Annotated in this window: 24 protein-coding genes and 2 other annotated features; of the genes, 1 reads left to right on the forward strand and 23 read right to left on the reverse strand. The window is 29.4% G+C overall.

Annotation, left to right across the window (positions count from 1 at the left end; translation table 11 throughout):
• Window positions 1–8: 8 nt before the first annotated feature.
• The 23 genes from LJD32_RS09075 to yihA form a co-directional block, all read right to left on the reverse strand.
• Complete coding sequence (locus LJD32_RS09075) at window positions 9–2,015, reverse strand: ComEC/Rec2 family competence protein (protein ID WP_227392219.1); 2,007 nt, start codon at window positions 2,013–2,015, stop codon at window positions 9–11.
• A complete protein-coding gene (locus tag LJD32_RS09080) occupies window positions 2,006–2,464 on the reverse strand; it encodes a ComEA family DNA-binding protein (protein ID WP_175301556.1) in 459 nt (152 codons plus the stop codon). The genes LJD32_RS09075 and LJD32_RS09080 overlap by 10 nt, the downstream gene beginning before the upstream one ends.
• The gene (ruvB, locus tag LJD32_RS09085; protein ID WP_022002220.1) at window positions 2,457–3,446 is read right to left on the reverse strand and encodes a Holliday junction branch migration DNA helicase RuvB; all 990 of its coding nucleotides are present in this window, start codon (window positions 3,444–3,446) and stop codon (window positions 2,457–2,459) included. Before ruvB ends, LJD32_RS09080 begins: the two co-directional genes overlap by 8 nt.
• A gap of 10 nt (window positions 3,447–3,456) precedes the next feature.
• On the reverse strand, window positions 3,457–4,014 hold the full coding sequence (gene ruvA / locus LJD32_RS09090) for a Holliday junction branch migration protein RuvA (RefSeq protein ID WP_022002221.1): 558 nt from the start codon (window positions 4,012–4,014) through the stop codon (window positions 3,457–3,459).
• Window positions 4,015–4,143: 129 nt separating this feature from the next.
• Complete coding sequence (gene obgE / locus LJD32_RS09095; RefSeq protein ID WP_032091588.1) at window positions 4,144–5,424, reverse strand: GTPase ObgE; 1,281 nt, start codon at window positions 5,422–5,424, stop codon at window positions 4,144–4,146.
• 45 nt (window positions 5,425–5,469) lie between these two features.
• On the reverse strand, window positions 5,470–5,754 hold the full coding sequence (rpmA, locus tag LJD32_RS09100) for a 50S ribosomal protein L27 (protein WP_022002223.1): 285 nt from the start codon (window positions 5,752–5,754) through the stop codon (window positions 5,470–5,472).
• Window positions 5,755–5,758: 4 nt separating this feature from the next.
• Window positions 5,759–6,082, reverse strand: a complete 324-nt coding sequence (locus tag LJD32_RS09105) for a ribosomal-processing cysteine protease Prp (RefSeq protein WP_227392220.1) — start codon at window positions 6,080–6,082, stop codon at window positions 5,759–5,761.
• Window positions 6,082–6,393, reverse strand: coding sequence for a 50S ribosomal protein L21 (gene rplU, locus LJD32_RS09110; protein WP_032091590.1), 312 nt, complete (start codon window positions 6,391–6,393; stop codon window positions 6,082–6,084). Before rplU ends, LJD32_RS09105 begins: the two co-directional genes overlap by 1 nt.
• Window positions 6,394–6,409: 16 nt before the next feature.
• Window positions 6,410–6,480 (reverse strand) — a sequence feature (ribosomal protein L21 leader region).
• 41 nt (window positions 6,481–6,521) lie between these two features.
• Window positions 6,522–7,226, reverse strand: a complete 705-nt coding sequence (locus tag LJD32_RS09115; protein ID WP_227392221.1) for a site-2 protease family protein — start codon at window positions 7,224–7,226, stop codon at window positions 6,522–6,524.
• 1 nt (window position 7,227) lies between these two features.
• Complete coding sequence (locus LJD32_RS09120) at window positions 7,228–7,764, reverse strand: peptidoglycan DD-metalloendopeptidase family protein (RefSeq protein ID WP_227392222.1); 537 nt, start codon at window positions 7,762–7,764, stop codon at window positions 7,228–7,230.
• 26 nt (window positions 7,765–7,790) lie between these two features.
• A complete protein-coding gene (gene minD, locus LJD32_RS09125; RefSeq protein WP_022002228.1) occupies window positions 7,791–8,570 on the reverse strand; it encodes a septum site-determining protein MinD in 780 nt (259 codons plus the stop codon).
• The gene (locus LJD32_RS09130) at window positions 8,563–9,138 is read right to left on the reverse strand and encodes a hypothetical protein (protein ID WP_227392223.1); all 576 of its coding nucleotides are present in this window, start codon (window positions 9,136–9,138) and stop codon (window positions 8,563–8,565) included. Before LJD32_RS09130 ends, minD begins: the two co-directional genes overlap by 8 nt.
• A complete protein-coding gene (locus LJD32_RS09135) occupies window positions 9,122–9,646 on the reverse strand; it encodes a hypothetical protein (RefSeq protein WP_032091594.1) in 525 nt (174 codons plus the stop codon). The genes LJD32_RS09130 and LJD32_RS09135 overlap by 17 nt, the downstream gene beginning before the upstream one ends.
• A complete protein-coding gene (gene mreC, locus LJD32_RS09140) occupies window positions 9,636–10,493 on the reverse strand; it encodes a rod shape-determining protein MreC (RefSeq protein ID WP_227392224.1) in 858 nt (285 codons plus the stop codon). The genes LJD32_RS09135 and mreC overlap by 11 nt, the downstream gene beginning before the upstream one ends.
• 47 nt (window positions 10,494–10,540) lie before the next feature.
• Window positions 10,541–11,224 (reverse strand): RadC family protein, encoded by a 684-nt coding sequence (gene radC / locus LJD32_RS09145; protein WP_119362975.1) that lies wholly within the window; start codon window positions 11,222–11,224, stop codon window positions 10,541–10,543.
• Entirely contained in the window at window positions 11,225–11,731 is a 507-nt protein-coding gene (locus LJD32_RS09150) for a biotin transporter BioY (RefSeq protein ID WP_032091597.1), read from the reverse strand. It lies immediately after the preceding gene.
• Between the two features lie 45 nt (window positions 11,732–11,776).
• A complete protein-coding gene (locus LJD32_RS09155) occupies window positions 11,777–12,160 on the reverse strand; it encodes an SPOR domain-containing protein (RefSeq protein ID WP_032091598.1) in 384 nt (127 codons plus the stop codon).
• 67 nt (window positions 12,161–12,227) lie between these two features.
• Window positions 12,228–12,386, reverse strand: coding sequence for a hypothetical protein (locus LJD32_RS09160; RefSeq protein ID WP_167389340.1), 159 nt, complete (start codon window positions 12,384–12,386; stop codon window positions 12,228–12,230).
• Window positions 12,387–12,511: 125 nt separating this feature from the next.
• Window positions 12,512–15,133 carry a valine--tRNA ligase gene (locus LJD32_RS09165; RefSeq protein WP_318532671.1) on the reverse strand — a complete coding sequence of 874 codons (2,622 nt, stop codon included), beginning with the start codon at window positions 15,131–15,133 and terminating at the stop codon, window positions 12,512–12,514.
• Window positions 15,111–15,785, reverse strand: coding sequence for a hypothetical protein (locus LJD32_RS09170; RefSeq protein WP_032091600.1), 675 nt, complete (start codon window positions 15,783–15,785; stop codon window positions 15,111–15,113). Before LJD32_RS09170 ends, LJD32_RS09165 begins: the two co-directional genes overlap by 23 nt.
• Window positions 15,786–15,817: 32 nt before the next feature.
• Window positions 15,818–16,025 (reverse strand) — a binding site (T-box leader).
• A 15-nt stretch (window positions 16,026–16,040) separates the two neighbouring features.
• Complete coding sequence (locus LJD32_RS09175) at window positions 16,041–16,961, reverse strand: hypothetical protein (RefSeq protein WP_227392226.1); 921 nt, start codon at window positions 16,959–16,961, stop codon at window positions 16,041–16,043.
• Window positions 16,930–17,619, reverse strand: coding sequence for a LysM peptidoglycan-binding domain-containing protein (locus LJD32_RS09180; RefSeq protein WP_022002239.1), 690 nt, complete (start codon window positions 17,617–17,619; stop codon window positions 16,930–16,932). The genes LJD32_RS09175 and LJD32_RS09180 overlap by 32 nt, the downstream gene beginning before the upstream one ends.
• A gap of 61 nt (window positions 17,620–17,680) precedes the next feature.
• Window positions 17,681–18,280: a ribosome biogenesis GTP-binding protein YihA/YsxC gene (gene yihA, locus LJD32_RS09185; protein ID WP_032091603.1), complete on the reverse strand. Its 600-nt coding sequence runs from the start codon at window positions 18,278–18,280 to the stop codon at window positions 17,681–17,683.
• A 254-nt stretch (window positions 18,281–18,534) separates the two neighbouring features.
• On the opposite strand from yihA, the gene LJD32_RS09190 reads away from it, so the two are divergent.
• Window positions 18,535–19,420 (forward strand): helix-turn-helix domain-containing protein (locus tag LJD32_RS09190; protein ID WP_227403816.1); only part of this gene is annotated, 886 nt, incomplete at its 3' end.

The raw sequence follows: 19,420 nt of genomic DNA on the forward strand, positions 1-19,420 counted from the left end.
ATTATAAACTAAAAACCACTTGAAGTCATGACATAATTCTTACCTACATAATAAACAATCTTAACCATTCCTTGAAGATCACTGCGATAAATTTTCACCCCATATGCTTCTAATCTTTTTAATGTTAAATAAGATGGATGTCTATAACGATTATTCTTTCCTACAGAAATAAGCGCTACTTTAGGATCAATCATTTTAAACAAATCTTCACTTGAAGAACTGCTACTTCCATGATGTGCCACTTTTAAAACGTCGACATCTAAATGATGATATGTCTGATATAAATCACTTTCTACCTCTTTAGAAATATCACCTGTAAATAAATAATTTAAATGGTTGATAGTCACGTAAATAATAGAAGAGCGATCATTTGAATTTGTATAATATTTATCTAAAGCTAAATTTTTAAAAACTAAATCGCCAATTTTCTTTTTTTTAAAATCATAGAAAACATTTTTAACTTTAAAATGTTCTTTCAAAGACGCTAACGCTCCGCAATGATCATAGTCTTCATGTGAAATAAAAACGGCATCCAAATAAAAAACGCCCTGACTTTGTAAATAAGGAATCAACCGAGAAGTCGCAAGATCACTCTTTTGTAATCCCCCAGTATCAATCAATACATTTCCTCTGGCATAAGGCTGTTGAATAAAAAAACAATCCCCTTGGCCCACATCAATCATCACAACTTGTCCTTTCATGTTGTAATAAGGATAAAAATAAAAAGCAAGTAACACACTTAATAATAGACATACTTCTTGGGTTACTGTTCTATTGACATTCAATTTATAAATTCCTTTTAAATAAAGATAATAATAAACACCTATAAAAAATAAAGTCGGTTGACTAAAAGGCAATGTAAAAGAAAAATCATAAATAAAAGCAATCATTTTTAATAACAATTCATATTCTAAAGATAAAAAAGGTAAAACATATTTTCCAAGTAATAAATAATAAAGCATACTTTTATAAATCATTTCTATATAAGGCATTAGAAGAATACCTATCAAAAAAGAAAACACCGGTAAAACATGTTGAATAGAAATAATAATGGGAATTGAACCTAAAAATAAATAATATTTCCCTGCTTTTTGGTTTTGTAAAAGTAAAATAAAAAAATAAATCAAATAAGAAAAAATAAAAGATAAATTATAAATCAAATAAGGATTATACATTAACATACCAACTGTTAAAAAAGAAAAAATATCCAACTGATTTAACCATTTACCAAAAATCATTGGTAAAAAAAGCATTAGATACGCTCTTAAATAAGAAATATTATAAGGAATACTAAACATGTAAACCCCAATCAATATAAGAGATATACATTTTTGTCCTTTTTTTGAAAAAAAGAATTTTAAAAAATTCATCAACCATTTCTGTAAAATTGTAAGATGCATACCCGAAAGAGCAAATAAATGAACAATCGAGAGTTGCGTTAACTTTTGATAATATTCTTTCATCTGTTCATCTTTTGTTCCTAAAATAAATAAAGATAACAGACTTTTTACTTTGGAAGATGTCTTGATTCTTTTTTCTAAATAATGATATAGATGATCTTGATGTTGATTACTTTTTATTTTTTCAAGTTGTAAAGTATCAAAAATATTTAAACTATATAAATAATATTGATAATTAAACGCATAATCATTTTGTATTTGATGGAAGTTATAAGGTTTTCCTATCAAAGAAATATCATCAAACAACGAGATATTTTTAAATTCTCCATAAACCTTTACTTTATGATATCCCCTCTTGACAACAATACTTTGATCATCTTTACTTACGACCTTCCCTGAAATTTCATTTTGATTTAAAGGTTGTGGTAAATAAAAAAAGAGAAATAAGAGAAATGATAACAGTAAACTTACACTCAATAGTATTTTAAAATGTTTTAAATACATAAAAATAAAATAAAAAATAAGAAATACATATAAAATAGGATGTAACATTTTAGCTAAAACAACCACCAATAAAGGAAGTGCTAGATAAAAACCTTTTCCTTTTATAAACATAAATACTCCCTTAATCGAAGATATGTCTTTTCACCAATTCCTTGAATATTCATTAAATCTTCAATTGTTTGAAATGGTGTTTTTTGTCGATACTCATCGATCTTTATGGCTGTTTTTTCTCCTATTCCTTTTAATGTCATTAAATCATCAAGTGAAGCATGATTTAATGAAATCAGATTTTGACCATGAGGTAAATAAAGTTTACTTTCATTTGTAAGTTGATAATTTTCATTAAATTGATAATGGTTATCTGTTTGCAGTTTTGTTAAAACATCATTAATTGTTGGTTTTGTTTTAAAGGAGAGTTTTTGTTCAAACTCTCCTTCTACATAAATAATAATATTTTGTTTGGTTTGAATATTTTCAACAATAGCTGTTGGCTTTACATAACTATAAATGAGAGAAATAAAAAATAGGACAATAAGTCCTATCTTTTCAAAACTATTCATAATCTTGTTCAATATTTAAATGACGATAAGCCTCAGCTGTTGCTATACGTCCTCTTGGCGTTCTTTTAATCAAACCAATTTGTAATAAATAAGGTTCATTGACATCTTCTAAAGTTTGTGGTTCTTCCCCAATAGATGCAGCAATTGCTTCAAGTCCTACAGGTCCTCCTTTAAAACGATGAATGATTCCTAATAAATACTTATGATCAACATCATCTAATCCTAAATTGTCTACTTTTAATCTTTCTAATGCTTCAATTGTTCTATCTCTTGTAATTGTTGCATCGCCATAAAACTGTGAAAAGTCTCTAACTCTTCTAAATAATCTATTTGCAATACGTGGTGTCCCACGACTTCTTCTTGCAAGTTCCCTTTTAGCATCATCATCCATAACAATATTATACACACGACTTGTACGATCAATAATTTGAGTCAGTTCTTCTTCACTATAATATTCTAATTTTGAAACAATACCAAAACGGTCTCTTAATGGTGCTGATAAATCACCTGCTCTCGTTGTTGCCCCAACAAGGGTAAAAGGTGGTAAATCAATTCTTACCGATCTTGTAGATGCTTCTTTTCCGATAACAACATCAACACAAAAATCTTCCATCGCTGGATATAAAATTTCTTCTACCACTTTATTTAAACGGTGAATTTCATCAATAAATAAAACATCACCTGGTTCAAGAGCTGTTAAAATAGCTACTAGATCCCCTGTTTTTTCAATACTTGGACCTGTTGTAATTTTAATATGAGTTCCCATTTCATGAGCAATGATCATTGACATAGTTGTTTTTCCTAAACCTGGTGGTCCATAAAGTAAAACGTGATCTAACGACTCATCACGAAGCTTTGCAGCCCCTACAAACACTTTTAAATTTTCTTTAAGATTTGTTTGTCCAATATATTCATCAAAATCACTTGGACGAAGCGAACTTTCATCATCTTCTACAATTTCAGGATCTAAAACCTCGTTCATGTTTTCCCTCCTATTTAACAATTAAACTTAATGCTTTTTTGACATAACCATTTGTATCTAAATTTTCATCTGTCAATTTCTTAACAACTTTATCTACTTCACTTTGTTTATAACCTAATGCAATTAATACTTCCATAGCTTCTTCCAATTCTTGATTAACGACAGTTTGTTTTGTAGCAGTTACTTTTCCTTGTAAATCAAGAATAATTTGTCCTGCTGCTTTAGGTCCAATACCTGGTATTTTCTTTAAATAGGTCATATTGCCACTTTCAATAGCTTCACAAATTCCTTCAACATCTCCACTTGCTAGCATTGTACAAGCACTTTTACAACCAATTCCTTTAACTGAAATCAATTTTAAAAATAAATCTTTTTCTTCTTTTAAATTAAATCCATACAATAAAATACCATCTTCTTTTACTTGTTGATAAAGATAAACAACCACTTCTTTTCCTTTAGAAAAAGCATAAGGATTGCTCACATAAATTAAATAACCAATCCCATTATTTTCTAAAACAATATGATCACTTTGAATATCAACAATCAAACCTTTTATATAGCTATACATACATTTCTCCTATTACTATTATATTATAAAAAACGAATCATTTCGTCTCAAATTTGTGTCAAATTTGTCTCAATTATATCATAGTATCTATTAACTGAAAATAAAAAATCAGGCATAAAGCCTGATTCATTAATCATAGAATTCGAATTCAAAATCAAGAATAGAAACAACATCTCCATCTTGACATCCTGCGTTTCTAAGAGCTTCATCAATTCCCATATTACGCATTTTAATAGATAAACGTTTAATTGCATCATCACTTACTAGAGAAGTCATGGATACAAGACGTTCAATCTTCTTACCAGTAATTGTCCATTGACCATTACCTAAATTGTGAACAACAAATGGTGCCTCTTCTTCTTCATAATTATAAACAACTGTATTTTCTTCTACTTCTTCCATATCAAACTTAGGCGCAGTTTCTAAAGCATCTGCAACAGCATATAATACTTGATCAACACCTTCATGAATAATTGCTGAAATAGGGAATACTTTAACATCTTCTCCTACTTTTTCTTTGAAAGCTTTTAAATTTTCTTCAGCATTTTCTTCATCCATTTTATTAGCTACGACAATTTGTGGTCTTTCTAATAAACGATATTGATATTGTCCAAGTTCTTCATTAATTGTACAATAATCTTCATAAGGATCACGTCCTTCAATACCACCCATATCAATAATATGAACAATAACACGACATCTTTCAATATGTCTTAAAAATTGATGACCAAGTCCTTTACCTTGACTTGCCCCTTCAATTAATCCTGGAAGGTCAGCCATAACAAAGTTACGACCATCTTTTGCTTGAACGACTCCTAAATTAGGAACAATAGTCGTAAAATGGTAATCAGCAATTTCTGGTCTTGCACGTGAAACAACAGATAAGAATGTTGATTTACCTACTGAAGGGAACCCTACAAGTCCAACATCTGCTAATAATTTAAGCTCACAGCAAACATCAAATTTTTCTCCCGGTTCTCCTCTTTCACAAATTTGTGGTGCAGGATTTCGAGAAGTTGCAAAACGCGCATTTCCTCTTCCACCACGACCACCTTTAGCAAGAACGACACGTTGTCTGTCTTCTGTTAAATCAGCCATAATTTTTCCAGTTTCTTCATTCGTAATAACTGTCCCCACTGGTACCTTGATTACTAAATCACTTGCATCTGCACCATGCATTTTTTTAGCCATCCCATTACCACCAGGACGTGCCTTATAAACACGTTTATATTTTAAATCTAATAACGTTGATAAAGATGTTGTTGCTTCAAAAATAATGCTTCCACCTTTTCCACCGTCTCCACCGGCAGGTCCACCTTTTGGAACATGTGCTTCACGTCTAAAAGCCACCGTTCCATCTCCACCTTTACCAGCTTCAATATATATTTTAGCTTTATCGATAAATTGCATACTTCCACCTCTCTTTCAAAAAAAAATCCCTTTTCAGGGATTTCATTATGCAGCTGGGTAAACTGATACTTTTTTTCTATCTTTTCCCATTCTTTCGAATTTAACAATTCCATCACACATAGCGAATAAAGTGTCATCTCCACCTTTTCCTACGTTAGTACCTGGATGAATTTTAGTACCTCTTTGTCTATAAATAATAGAACCAGCAGTAGCGAATTGTCCGTCTGATAATTTAGCTCCTAATCTTTTTGATTTTGAGTCACGACCGTTTTTAGTTGATCCAACCCCTTTTTTAGAAGCGAATAATTGTAAATCTAATTTAAACATCATGATGTTATTCCTCCTCATAGGTTATCTTGATATATTGATGATAGTCTTCTGTAAATGATTCCAAACTAATCACAAGAGTCTCTAGTATCACTTGCATTATTTCATCATTTTCATACACATCTATCATTATATTACCATTTTTTAAAATAATTGCACACTTTTTTCCTTCTATAAATCCCTTTTTAGCAAGAGCATTGCAAATACCTGTAGCTACAGCACTTACGCCAGCACACACAAGATCTTTGCCATATTCACCAAACTGGGCATGTCCTTTTATTTTAATTTGAGTAATATATTTATTATTTCTTTTTATTTGAACTTTAATCATTATTTAACGTTGATTGAATCAACAATTAATTTTGTATAAGGTTGTCTATGACCTTGTTTTTTGTGGTAATGTTTTTTAGCGTTATATTTATAAATAGTTACTTTTCTTTCTTTACCTTGTTTTTCTACAGTAGCTTCTACAGTAGCACCTTCAACGTAAGGAGCACCAATAGTTACAGTTTCATCTCCAACTAATAATACTTTATCAAAAGTAACTTTTTCTCCTGCTTCAACTTCTAATTTTTCTACGAAAATTGCATCACCAGCTTCAACTTTTAATTGTTTTCCACCTGTTTCGATAATTGCGTACATACCGCACCTCCTATAATTTTTTTCTAAGACTCGCCAACCAAGGCAGCAAACGCATTTAATACCTCTTATGTGCGGTTGTAGTCTAGAGGTCTACAACAAGTGCATTATACTGAATATTCCAATTAAAGTCAATGCGATTTCTTAGATTTTATCAAATAAATTTTTATTGTGTCAAAATCATAAAATCGTTGATGAAAATGATAGATATTTTGATAAGGTCGAAAATATTCAAGATGTTTATTTATTTTCACTCTTTTTTTACTAAGATGATCACTCATCAATGTTTCCATATAAATCAAACGATAATTTTTAAGATATAAAATAACTTGATAAAATAAATATCCTAAAATAATTTTTCTCCCTATTTGTTTCGTAATAATCCATAAAATACAAATAAACAATAGTGAAACTTTTATTTGTATTTGCATGGCTTTTTGATAATCTATGAAATAAGATAAAAATAATAATAAAAGTTTTGAACCATCCAAAGGATAAACTGGAAGTAAGTTGAATATTAAAATATAAATATTGATTTTAGCTAACAATGGTTCTTTTATAAAAAGAAAAAAAATAAAACAAATAAAATTAATAAATGGACCACAAAGAAGCATCCCTATTTCTTCATAAACATAATGTTTTCCTAAATCTTTTAACGATAAAAAAGCCCCAAAAGGAAGTATCATAATCTTTTCAATTTCAAAAGAAAAATAAAGTGCCACAAGATAATGACCTATTTCATGTAAAATAGAAAAAAATAAAAAAGCCACATAATAAGAAGAACCTGATATAAAGGCTAAGAGTAAATAAAGATAAGTAAGGGGATGTATTTTCATTTTACATCCCCAAATATTCTTGATAAGTGATTTGTTTTCCTAAATATTCAAATATCATTTTAAACTTTTGTTGATACAAAGCAATTGTATCCCCTTGTTTTATTTTTTGAAATTTATTTACTTGAATATCTTTTAACTTAGAAAAAGTAATTTCCGTACCATTTTCATCTAAAATAGTCACTTGTTGTTTTTTTACATCAATCACTTTACCGTTATTCATTGCAAGAACCTGATTTCCTGTTCCTTTATAATAGTCATCCTTGATCAAGGTATATTGTAATTCTTGACTTACTTTAACATCTTCTGGTAAAAAATCTAAAACACTTTGTGAAACAAAGGTAATCAATTGTTGTAAATATTTTTGATTAAATATTTTTTGTTCAAGTTCTGGATTTTTCAAAACAATCAATGAACCTAAAACAACAATCATCATAACCATCAAACGTACCATCCCATTATAAAGCTTTTTGAAATTATGATCATTAAGTGGTCTTTTCCTTTTTTCAATGCGTTTTCTTACATCATCCAAATCTGACATATAATCACCTATTACATCATATGAAATCATCCCAAAAAGATACGACTTAATAAACCTCTCCTTTTACATTTAGCAAAAGCTCTTTTATGTCCTAACAAACGATGTGCGATATTATCAAAACAATCATGTAAAAGATGACCCTTCAACAAATAAACAGGGCGTCCTTTATTATTAGCTTCAATCATTTCATGATCTTCATAAACAATTCCTAAAAGCGGTAAGGATAAAATATCTAAAGCATCATCGATCGTTAATGATTTGCCATCTTCAATATCATCTAAATTCACTTTATTAATAATCAGCTTTAAATCCTGTATCCCCTTTTTAAGCAATAGGCCAATCACTCGGTCATTATCTCTTAATGTTGCAAGATCAAGATTAACAACAATAATTGCTTCATCAGCAATTGATGAGGCATAAGTAAACCCTTGTTCAATTCCTGCTGGTGAATCTACAATAATAAAATCAAAATCATTTTTTAAATAATCAATCAGTGCCGCCATGATCGATGCATCTAAATTTTGAAAAGACAACGTTTTACACGCTGGTAATAAATAAAGCGTTTGTTCTCTTTTATCTTTGACCAACACCTGATGAATTTCACATTTACCAGAAATCACATCATTTAAATCATAAACAACTCTATTTTCCAATCCCATCATAACATCTAAATTCTTTAAACCAAAATCTCCATCAATCAAACATACTTTTAAGTTTTGATGTGCCAAAGCAATTGCTAAATTAACACTGATACTACTTTTACCCACGCCACCTTTTCCAGATGTCACAGTAATGATTCTAGACATGTATGTAATCCCCCTTTTCTACAACGATATCGTTATCTTTATAATAAACAAGTGACATTTCGAAAGTTGTAAAATGGTGTATAGATTTTCCAAAAAAGCGAATTGTTGCATTCTTAAATCTTTGACTGGAAATACAAGCTTCTTCACTTTGGGCTTCTATAATCCCAAAAACACCTTGCATGACATATAATTTAGCATACACTTGAACAATGGCTCCTGGATTGATTTTACCTGTAATTAATGTATCTTCATAAATTTCTATTTTTTCTCCCGCATGTATAGAAGCATCGATCATTCTTAATTCTTTTTTCTCCTCCGTTTTTTCTTCTATAAAACCACCAAACAAGAGACTTTTACATTCTACAAGAACACCAAAAAATTGTAATATCTCATCATTTTCCAAAATTCGACCCTTCAAATCAAAAAAGGCCTTTGGGTAATAATCCTTCTTTTTAAAGAAAGATTGCACCAAAAGACCTTTTAATTCATTTAATAAAACTTCAAAATCGACTTCATTATCCATTATAAAAATCAAACGTCCATTAAGATTCTTAACTAAAATACACATCAATATCACCTTCAAGTTTTAATTTATCGTGGATAAAATACACCCCATTAAAAATAACAATATTGAATAGTAATGTTGGTAGTAGTCTCTTAATTAGAAATGTTGTTATCACTAATTGAGTTGTATTTGTTATCCACATTAAAGAATATAACACACTCTCCTGTACAAAAATTGTCAAAACAACGATGACAATTGCCTCAAAATAAGTCATAACAGCTTTTTTCATATAACGCTTTTCAAAAAAAGAATACATAAAGAACAATAAGACATATACAAAAATAGAATTTCCATAAATTACACTAAAATAAATTCCACAAATTCCTGCAAAAATATAACGATGATCTTCATCAATTGTATTCGTCAATAAATCAAACATCATCACACCAACATAAGGAACAATTGTCAAATTTAATTTCAAAATTGAAGATGGTAAATAAAAACGTAAAATACTGTCGATAACAAAGAAAATAAACATGATAATTAAATATCTAACAAGCTTATTCTTCATTACCATTGACCTTCTTTACTACACTTACATAAGATAAATCTTTAAACTGCGCAGCCATTTTAACAGTTAAAGTCATTGTTGTTCCATCACTTTGAGTTACCAGTTTTTTTGCTTTACCAATATAAATTCCTTTAGGGCATTTTCCATCTCCACCTAAACCAGAAGTATAAACTTTCGCATTTTTTTCTAATTTATCAATTCCTGAAAGTAAAGTAATATTTAAAACTTTCTTATTAACATCATAATTTTTTAATAATCCATAAATCGTTTGGTCACCATTAATAATCATTACTGGAATTTGATTTGATGGATTTTCACTTGTAAGTAACAAAACAGTAGAACTAATTTCCGTTACATGGCTAACAACACCGATCATTCCTTTAGAATCACAAACTGCCATTCCTTCTTGAACATTATTTAAACTTCCAGCATCAATTGTAATTTCATCATTCCAATTTGTTTGATCACGTATTTGTACACTAGCTGCCTTCGTTTTATAATCATTTGGAAGATAATCCATTTCTGTTAATTTCTTTAATTTTTTAATTTCTGATTGTAAAACTTCATTTTCAGATTCAATATTGACATAAGAATCTAACTTTTCTTTTAAAATTCTATTTTCATCATAAACATCCTTTAAATCATTATATTCATTAAAGATATCATTTACAAAAGAAATAGGTTTTTTAATAATATAGTATTCAATCATAGAAATAGAATTACTTAATGTCTTTTCTAAACGGGATTGTTTTCTCCCTACAAAAAAACCAATAACTGATACTAAAATAACAACGACAAAAACACCAATCATAATTCTTTTATTTCTTTTTTTTCTACGATTGTTCATATAATCACCTCTAGTATCATTCATTATATAGAGTTCACTAAAAAAAATCAATCTTCTTTATTTTGATAGATTTTTTTTGAAGCAAAACTATAAAAACAATGCTTACCAACAATTAGATGATCTATGAACTCTATTTCTAAACAATCCGCCATTTCTTTAATCTTTTGCGTTATTAGTTCATCTTCTACAGATGGTGCAGGATTTCCACTTGGATGATTATGTATCAAAATAATTCGATTAGCACCACATCTAAGTGTATGTTGAAATACCTCTTTTGTTTCTAACATAGAAGCATCTCCACTTCCTATAAATAATAATTTCTCTTGAATGATTTCTAAACGGCTATTTAAACAAAGTAAAATGACTTTTTCCTGTTTTTCAAACATCAATTTATGTTTAATATATTCATAACCATCTTGAGGTTCTTTAATAACAAATCTTTTTGTATTTTCTTTTTGCATTCTTTTCGCAAGTTCTATACTTGCCATTAATTCAATTGCTTTTGCTTGTTTAATACCTTTGATCTTCGTTAATTGATAATAGTCTACATCTTTTAAAGCTTGGAACCCTCCTATTTCTTCTAATAATAAAGAAGCCAAATTTAAAACAGACATTTCTTTATTTCCTGTTCTTAAAATTACTGCAATTAATTCTTGATTCGATAAAGTTTCAATCCCATTATAAATTGCTTTTTCTCTTGGTCTTTCAAAGCGAGGACAATTCAACATCATTTAAAGCTTTACTTTTATTTTTTTACTTAAACAATAGGCTAATACTATTTTTATAAGATCTCCAGGTATAAAAGGAACAACACACATCATTAAAGAAGCACTTAAATTCATCTTCGTCACAAACATAAACCACAGTGTTCCAATAAAATAGCAGATCACACTTCCAATAATACATGCTAAACCAATAGGAACTCTTGTTTTTAATTTTGAAATAACATAGACCATTATTGGAAACGAAAAGATATATCCCCCACTATAACCTAAAAGTGATCCCATACCACCTTGAAATCCAGCAAAAACAGGTAAACCAACCGCTCCCATCAACAAATAAACAACACATGCACTAACTGCTACTTTACAAGGAGCAATCAATGCAATTAAACAAACCATAAAGGTTTGTAATGTAATTGGTACATATCCTGGTAAATCAATTTTAATTTGCGAAAATATAGCCATCATACATGCCATAAGTGCGCAATAACACATTTCTTTTGTTTTGAAGTTCAAAGTTTTCACCCCCTGAAAGCATACTATCAAAGAGTGACTTCCTTGTCAATTTGTTTTTAAAAATTGATAAATTGCATTATATTCTTTTTTTTCAATCTTCTCTTGATAACGATCATCTATAAAATATTCTTTAACCACACATGTATTTCCTTTTTCAGCAATCTCTTTTGCTTGTTGATGTGCCTCTTTTTGTTTTATAAAAATATCAGTAATAACAACATACTCTTGATCTTGATACATAGAACTCTTATACCCTAATTCTTCTATTTGTTTCATTGTATTTTCAGCATTTGCTTTTTCTTTATAACGTCCTACTTGGACAACATAGATATTGATTTCTTGTTTAAGTGCTCGATTTACATAATACATAGTTAGTGTATTACATAAAAGCATCAAAAAAGTAAAAATAAGCATTCCTTTCTTTTTCATAGACTCACCTCTTTCTAGTCTATGAAAATTAATAAAGAATATGAAGGTACCGAAGTACCTTCATCTATTATCTCCATTCAATAGAAACAAGTCTTGGAATTGAAATACGACCACTAGAAGAATATAACATTTTATAAACGGCTGCTCCCACAACAACACAGACAATCCATGTTCCTACTCCTCCACCAATAATTTCCATTTGATTTGTTAATTGTAATTCTTGCATTTTCATTTCCTCCTTTTTTTATTTAAGGAACAGACACCCACTAACTTCCTCACTATTTATATAGACATTTTTTGAGTATTTTTCTTTTAAAAATTAAAAAAAATCAAGTTTTTTCAAACTTGATTTTACATAGCTGCTAATTTTTCTTTAACAGCATTATATTTAGATGTATAATCTTCTAATTTTTGACGTTCACTATCAACTTTTGCTTGAGGTGCTTTTGATACAAATTTTTCATTACTTAACATATTTGTACAACGTTTAATTTCCCCTTCAAGTTTTTGAAGTTCAGCTTGTAATTTTTGTTTTTCTGCTTCTTTATCAACATAAGAACCAAGTTCAACGATCAATGTATTACCACCTTGAATCATTGCTGTCGCAACATCTTTAGAAGCTTCTTGATTATAACCAACACAAGTTGCATTACATAATTTCTTTAAGTAAGGAACACATTGGTCTAATAAAGCTTGTAAGTTTTCATCTTTTGTTTCAATTGAGTATTCCACTTCGATTGCATTTTTAATTGTATAGTTTGCACGAATTTCACGAACACCTTTAACAATATCCATTAAATAAGTAAATTGTTTGTTGATGTTTTCATCATTAAAATCAGGATTTACTGTTGGATATTTAGAAATACAAATTGATTCTTCTAAATGTGGAATTGCTTGATAAATTTCTTCAGTTACAAATGGCATGAATGGATGTAACATTCTAACGATTGCATTTAATACATAAACAAGAGTATGAGCACTTGCTTGTTTTTCAACTTCATTATCACTATTTAAATGAACTTTTGTAAGTTCGATATACCATGAACAGAAATCATCCCAAATGAATTTATATAATTCGCTACCAACATTAACGAATTCAAATTTATCCATGTTGGCATCTACTTCTTCAATTACGTTATTTAAACGATTTAAAATCCATTTATCACATAAATTTAAATGATCAAATTTTAAATCCTTATATTCTAAATCTCCATCAATATTCATTAAAACGAATCTTGCTGAGTTCCAAATTTTATTAATAAAATTCCATGATGCTTCTAGTTTTTCAGGAATATATCTTAAATCCATACCTGGTGCTGAATTTGTAGTTAAGAAGAATCTTAATGTATCAGCACCGTATTGATCGATAACATCCATTGGGTCAACCCCATTACCTAATGATTTAGACATTTTTCTTCCTTGTTCATCACGAATTAAACCATGAATCAAAACATGTTCAAATGGTCTTTGACCTGTAAATTCTAATGATTGGAAAATCATACGACTTACCCAGAAGAAAATAATATCATATCCTGTAACTAAAGTATTTGTTGGGAAGTATCTTTTAAATAAAGGATCTTCTGTATTAGGCCAACCTAATGTTGAAAATGGCCATAATGCACTAGAGAACCAAGTATCTAAGACATCTTCATCTTGTGTCCAGTTTTCGGTATCTTCTGGTGCAGTTTTTCCAACATAAACTTCACCTGTTTCTTTATGATACCATGCTGGTACTTGATGTCCCCACCATAATTGACGTGAAATACACCAATCTTCGATATTTTCCATCCATTGTGTAAATGTTTTTTCAAATCTTTCTGGTACAAAGTTTACTTTAGAATCTTTCTTTTGATTAGCTAAAGCAGCTTCAGCCAATGGTTTCATCTTAACGAACCATTGTTTTGATAAATAAGGTTCAACAATAGCTCCTGATCTTTCTGAGTGACCTACTTGATGTAAATGTTTTTCAATATGATCAACAATACCCGCTGCTTCAAAATCAGCAACTAATTGTTTACGACATTCAAAACGATCCATACCTTGATATTTATGACAAAGTTCATTCATTGTTCCATCATCATTCATACAAATAGGCATGTCTAAGTTGTATTTTTTAGCTAAAGCAAAGTCATTTGGATCATGAGCAGGTGTACATTTCATTACCGCAGTTCCAAAATCCATATCGATATAACTATCAGCCATAATTGGTAATTTTTCACCATTAGCTGGGTTGATTGCATATTTACCAACTAAATCTTTATATCTTTCATCATCAGGGTGAACAAAGATAGCTTGATCGGCAAACATTGTTTCAGGACGTGTTGTCGCAATGACTAATTCTTGATCACTATCTATAATTTTATATTTGAAATAATACATTGCCCCTTCAATTTCTTTATGAATAACTTCGATATTACTTAAAGCTGTTCTTTGTACAGGATCCCAGTTAATAATTCTTTTACCTTGATAAATATATCCTTTTTCATATAAACGAACGAAAACTTCTTTAACCGCTTGAGATAATCCTTCATCTAAAGTAAATCTTTCTTTCGAATAATCTAAAGATAAACCTAATTTTTCCCATTGAGCACGAATAATAGAAGCATATTCTTCTTTCCAAGACCAAGCTTTTTCTAAGAAACCTTCTCTTCCTAAATCATAACGAGAAATTCCTTCTTCTCTCATTCTTGCTTCTACTTTAGCTTGTGTAGCAATTCCGGCATGGTCCATACCAGGAAGCCATAAAGCATCATAACCTTGCATTCTTTTATAACGAATAATCATATCTTGTAAAGTTGTATCCCAAGCATGTCCTAAATGAAGTTTACCTGTAACGTTTGGTGGTGGAATAACGATTGCATAAGGCTTTTTAGAAACATCTCCTGCTTTAAAATATTCTTTTTCTAACCAATGTTGATATTTACCTTTTTCAACACTTTTATGATCATATTTACTCGCTAATTCTTTTTTCATTTTCATCATCCTTTTCAATAAAACTTTCTTTATGTTCTTTAATGTATTCTCCTAATTTATCACCAATTCCTGAAGAACGTAATAAAGAAACAAATTCATTTGTAAAATCAGAGAAATTGTATGTAGCGTATTCACTTGTTTCATCAATTTCATCTTCTTGATCATTTTCAATTAAAATAGCTAATTTTTCAGCTTCTTCTAATAAATGAGCAATATCATAACATTTCATTGTTTCAAATGCTTCTTTATAATAAGGTCGATAATTACAATAAGGTTCTGTTATAAAAAACGAATGGATTGAACCTCTTCCCCCTTCTAAAGAACATTCTAATTGGTACATTGTATAAATCAATAATTCCTCATGTGTTAAATAAGGAATAATATTTCCATCATAGTTATCATCTTCATATAGACGATCTTCTTTCGCATTAATATGAAAAATAACAGCTCTTGTTAGATCAATTGGTTCTATCTTATCAAAAACATCACTTGTAAGATGAGAAAACATATCTTTTTCTTGAGCTAATTTTTCTTCATATTGCTTTCTTTTTTCTTTTAATTGTTTAAATTTTTTACCATAAAAACTAAACAAGAACACACACATGATAGCAAAAATAATCCATACATACCAATACTCTGTAAAATAATTCATCTTTTTCCTCCTTAAAATAAAAAAGCCATCCCTCTAAGGACGACTTATATCGCGATACCACCTTAGTTCTAAGCATAAAACTTAGCACCTTAAAACTTTAACGCAGTTCTACGTGTTAAACTACTTCATTTCATCTAACATGCTCCTTGGCTACCTTCACTCTTTTCATTTATCCCTTTCCAGCAAACGGGACTCTCTATCAAACAAAGAAGAACTACTCCTCCAAATCATTGCAGTTCTATTCTATCAAATAGACTATTTCTCGTCAATCATTAACTTTTTGAATATTTCTTGTAAACCATCTAAATAACAAATTAATTTTGACATTTGATAAATATTGACTTCTTCTTGTAAATTTAATTGAACTTGTGGAACAATTGATAAAATACATTGCATTAAGATTTTTTCTTCTTTTAAAAGCTTTACTTCTTTTAAATAATATTCTAATAACGGTAAACTATCATAGAGTTCATCATGATTTTGAAAAATATCTATCAAATCATAAATACAATAATTAATTTTCATTCGATCAATTGAAATAAGTGTTTCATCACTAACAAAAATATGTTCCTTATTAAAATGATTATACGTTAAAGAAAGTCTAATTTCATTTTTACCTTTCATTATTTCTTGATATTGACTTAAATAATAATGTGCTTGATTTAAATAATGAACGATACGATAATAATTTAAAACAAGCATCCAACCTGCTGGAGATTTAAATTTTCTAAATTCAAATTCTCTCATTAATTCTTCATAATCATTTTTTCTTTGTTGAATCAAAGAAAAAAGATCATCATACTGCTTTTTAAAAAAAGCATCTTCTTCATGTTGCATAAAAAAAGAATGATTGTGTAAATATGCTAGGATTTGATAATATGTTTTTATTTTCATTCCTTTTTTTATATGATTATCTTCTTGTAAATAAGGCATAAGATAGATATATCGATCTTGAAAAGGTGTAAAATAGTGTTGTTCATTATTTAATATCAAATGAATAAAATGATGGAGATGTAAGGTATTAAGATGTTGATAAGCAACTTCTAGTTTCTTTTCATCAACAATCTTAACACAATAAAAATGATTAGCTGTTTTCACTTTATAGACATGCGGACTGATTTGAATCAGTCCAATTACGTCTAAATCATACTTTGTTTGAATGATCTTTTGGAGCATAAGGAATAATAAGAATTTGTCCTGCATCTAAATTTAGATCTTGATTATAGTCTCTAATCATTTTTTCATCTACCTGGTATTGTCTAGCTATTGAAGCATACGTATCATTTGGTAAAACGACATATAAATAATAAACACCTAGATCCTCGTCATCATCAACCTTTTCTTCTTTTTCTTTCGTTTCATAAATTTTTTCTTGTAACTTTTCAACATCATGAATTTCTTCGGGTGCCTCAGCAACGACTTGTTCATTTATCGTTTGAGTCTCAACATCCCTTGATAATTTTTCAATTTCATCAATAGGATCTTCATCAAGTTGAATATAACGATTTTCACCTTCTTCAACCCCATACACTCCAACTTCAATTTTAATTTTCAAATTACCATCAATAATATCATAATGAAAATCTTCAACCTTTAAATGAAAATCTTGACGATCTATAATCTTTTGATCATCCGCATAAACATCTAATTCCACATTTTCTAAAAAATGTCTTTTTTCTTGACTAATATATTCTCCTTTAATAGCAAGACTCCCCACTGCTCTAACACCATGATCTTCAATCTTATAGTCGATAGATTCATCAACCGTTAAAGAAACTAATTCCTTTAATTGATGTAATAAATCAATTTCCTTTTCGTAAAATATTTTTTGCATAGTCATCCTCCTAACAAAGTCTATGCAATAAATCATCAGATATGAAAAAAAGTAGGTTTCCCTACTCAAAATCTAAATCACACAATTCATAAATTGCATTCCAAGCTTCTTGAATTCCTTTTTTCTTTAAACTTGAAAAACGAATAAATGTATCACTTGGATCAAAATGTAATGTATCTTTAATTAATTTTTCATTTTTCTTTAAATCATTACGTTTAAGTTTATCTTCTTTAGTCGCAACGACAATGACAGGTACACCATGATGTTTAACAAACTCATACATCATCACATCATCTTTTGTTGGTTTATGACGATAATCTACAAGTAAAATAAAACCTCTTAAAGTTTGTCTTTCACTAATATATTCATCCATCGTTTTACCGAATTGTTTTGTGACATTATTAGCAACTTTGGCATATCCATATCCAGGAACATCTACAAAATAAAGTGCATCATTGACATTAAAGAAATTCAAAGTTCTTGTTTTACCTGGCGTACTTGATACTTTTGCAAGACCATTTCTAGATAACATCGCATTAATAAAACTACTTTTTCCAACATTTGATCGTCCAGCTAAACACATTTCTGGAAAGCTTTCTTCAGGCCATTGGCTTTTCCATGCGGCTGATAATATATATTCTGCTTTTTTAATTTTTACCATTTTTCTCACCTTTTTTATTGTACAAAAAAAATAACGGAAATTCAAGTTTCCGTTATTTAACAATTGCATGTTCTAAAGTGAAAAGTTAAATTCCACTTTAGATATGACAAAGTGGATTTTAGTCTTTCACAAGCTTCCAGTTGAATTTACTCTTACAGTTGAACTTACTTTTACACTTCTTTTGTGGAATTTACTCTTTCACCTGTATAATTTACCTGATATCTGTTTTCCATTTTCATGAAAGGTAGATTATCATGTCTTCTAACAATAAAAATTTACATCTTACTGTTCAAGAAAGAATCATCATTGAAAAAGGTATCGAAAACGGCTCTACTAAAGCTGCTATCGCTCTTACCATCGGCAAGGACAAGTCTACTGTTGGTAAAGAAATCAAAAAACATAGAGAACTTGTTCACAAATCTTCTTATAAAATTAATTGTGCCAATATGAAAAACTGTTCTCACAATCATGTCTGTGACAATTGTGCTGATTTTAAACCTTTCACCTGCAATCGTCGTGATCGTTCTCCTGGTGCATGTAACGGCTGTTCTAAATATACGCATTGTCGCTATGATAAGTATAGATACAAGGCTGATTTTTCTCATAAAAAATATAGAGAAGACCTTGTTGATTCTAGAACTGGTATCAATATGTCATATGAAGAATGCAAAGCTATGGCTGATATTATCGTTCCGCTTATTAAAGCCGGGCATTCTCCCTATCAGATCGTTACCAATCATCCTGAATTGAATATTTCTGAAAAAACGCTCTACAACTATATTGAAAATGGTATCTTTAGAGAATTTGGACTTCTCGATATCGATCTTAGAATCAAAACAAAAAGAAAAATAACCAAAAAGGCTTCTAATAAATATAAAAAAAGAGAAGATAAAAAGTATTTGAATGGTCGTACATACGATGACTTTATTAATTATACAGCAGAAAATAAAAATCTAAGCGTTGTTGAAATGGATACGGTCTACAATAATGGTTCTACAGGTCCTTTCATGCAAACATTTAAATTTTTAGACTATTCTTTCATGTTTATCGTCTATCAAGAAGAAAAAACGGCGAAATCAATGGTCGAAGGAGTCGACCTTTTAGAAAAGATCTTAGGGGAAGACCTTTTCAGTGAAGAAG

This window comes from Faecalibacillus sp. TM498, from assembly GCF_020589955.1.
GTDB lineage: Bacteria > Bacillota_I > Bacilli_A > Erysipelotrichales > Coprobacillaceae > Faecalibacillus > Faecalibacillus intestinalis.

Excerpts from the sequence above, each read along its gene's own strand:
- yihA (WP_032091603.1), bottom strand. The coding sequence starts at position 18,280 with ATGGTAAAAATTAAAAAAGCAGAATATATATTATCAGCCGCATGGAAA.
- LJD32_RS09075 (WP_227392219.1), bottom strand. The coding sequence starts at position 2,015 with ATGTTTATAAAAGGAAAAGGTTTTTATCTAGCACTTCCTTTATTGGTG.
- LJD32_RS09135 (WP_032091594.1), bottom strand. The coding sequence starts at position 9,646 with ATGAAGAATAAGCTTGTTAGATATTTAATTATCATGTTTATTTTCTTT.
- mreC (WP_227392224.1), bottom strand. The coding sequence starts at position 10,493 with ATGAACAATCGTAGAAAAAAAAGAAATAAAAGAATTATGATTGGTGTT.
- radC (WP_119362975.1), bottom strand. The coding sequence starts at position 11,224 with ATGATGTTGAATTGTCCTCGCTTTGAAAGACCAAGAGAAAAAGCAATT.
- LJD32_RS09120 (WP_227392222.1), bottom strand. The coding sequence starts at position 7,764 with ATGTCAGATTTGGATGATGTAAGAAAACGCATTGAAAAAAGGAAAAGA.
- LJD32_RS09180 (WP_022002239.1), bottom strand. The coding sequence starts at position 17,619 with ATGCAAAAAATATTTTACGAAAAGGAAATTGATTTATTACATCAATTA.
- LJD32_RS09160 (WP_167389340.1), bottom strand. The coding sequence starts at position 12,386 with ATGCAAGAATTACAATTAACAAATCAAATGGAAATTATTGGTGGAGGA.
- rplU (WP_032091590.1), bottom strand. The coding sequence starts at position 6,393 with ATGTACGCAATTATCGAAACAGGTGGAAAACAATTAAAAGTTGAAGCT.
- rpmA (WP_022002223.1), bottom strand. The coding sequence starts at position 5,754 with ATGATGTTTAAATTAGATTTACAATTATTCGCTTCTAAAAAAGGGGTT.
- obgE (WP_032091588.1), bottom strand. The coding sequence starts at position 5,424 with ATGCAATTTATCGATAAAGCTAAAATATATATTGAAGCTGGTAAAGGT.
- LJD32_RS09175 (WP_227392226.1), bottom strand. The coding sequence starts at position 16,961 with ATGCTCCAAAAGATCATTCAAACAAAGTATGATTTAGACGTAATTGGA.
- ruvB (WP_022002220.1), bottom strand. The coding sequence starts at position 3,446 with ATGAACGAGGTTTTAGATCCTGAAATTGTAGAAGATGATGAAAGTTCG.
- LJD32_RS09115 (WP_227392221.1), bottom strand. The coding sequence starts at position 7,226 with ATGAAAATACATCCCCTTACTTATCTTTATTTACTCTTAGCCTTTATA.
- LJD32_RS09170 (WP_032091600.1), bottom strand. The coding sequence starts at position 15,785 with ATGAATTATTTTACAGAGTATTGGTATGTATGGATTATTTTTGCTATC.
- ruvA (WP_022002221.1), bottom strand. The coding sequence starts at position 4,014 with ATGTATAGCTATATAAAAGGTTTGATTGTTGATATTCAAAGTGATCAT.
- LJD32_RS09080 (WP_175301556.1), bottom strand. The coding sequence starts at position 2,464 with ATGAATAGTTTTGAAAAGATAGGACTTATTGTCCTATTTTTTATTTCT.
- LJD32_RS09105 (WP_227392220.1), bottom strand. The coding sequence starts at position 6,082 with ATGATTAAAGTTCAAATAAAAAGAAATAATAAATATATTACTCAAATT.
- LJD32_RS09165 (WP_318532671.1), bottom strand. The coding sequence starts at position 15,133 with ATGAAAAAAGAATTAGCGAGTAAATATGATCATAAAAGTGTTGAAAAA.
- LJD32_RS09130 (WP_227392223.1), bottom strand. The coding sequence starts at position 9,138 with ATGTGTATTTTAGTTAAGAATCTTAATGGACGTTTGATTTTTATAATG.
- minD (WP_022002228.1), bottom strand. The coding sequence starts at position 8,570 with ATGTCTAGAATCATTACTGTGACATCTGGAAAAGGTGGCGTGGGTAAA.
- LJD32_RS09155 (WP_032091598.1), bottom strand. The coding sequence starts at position 12,160 with ATGAAAAAGAAAGGAATGCTTATTTTTACTTTTTTGATGCTTTTATGT.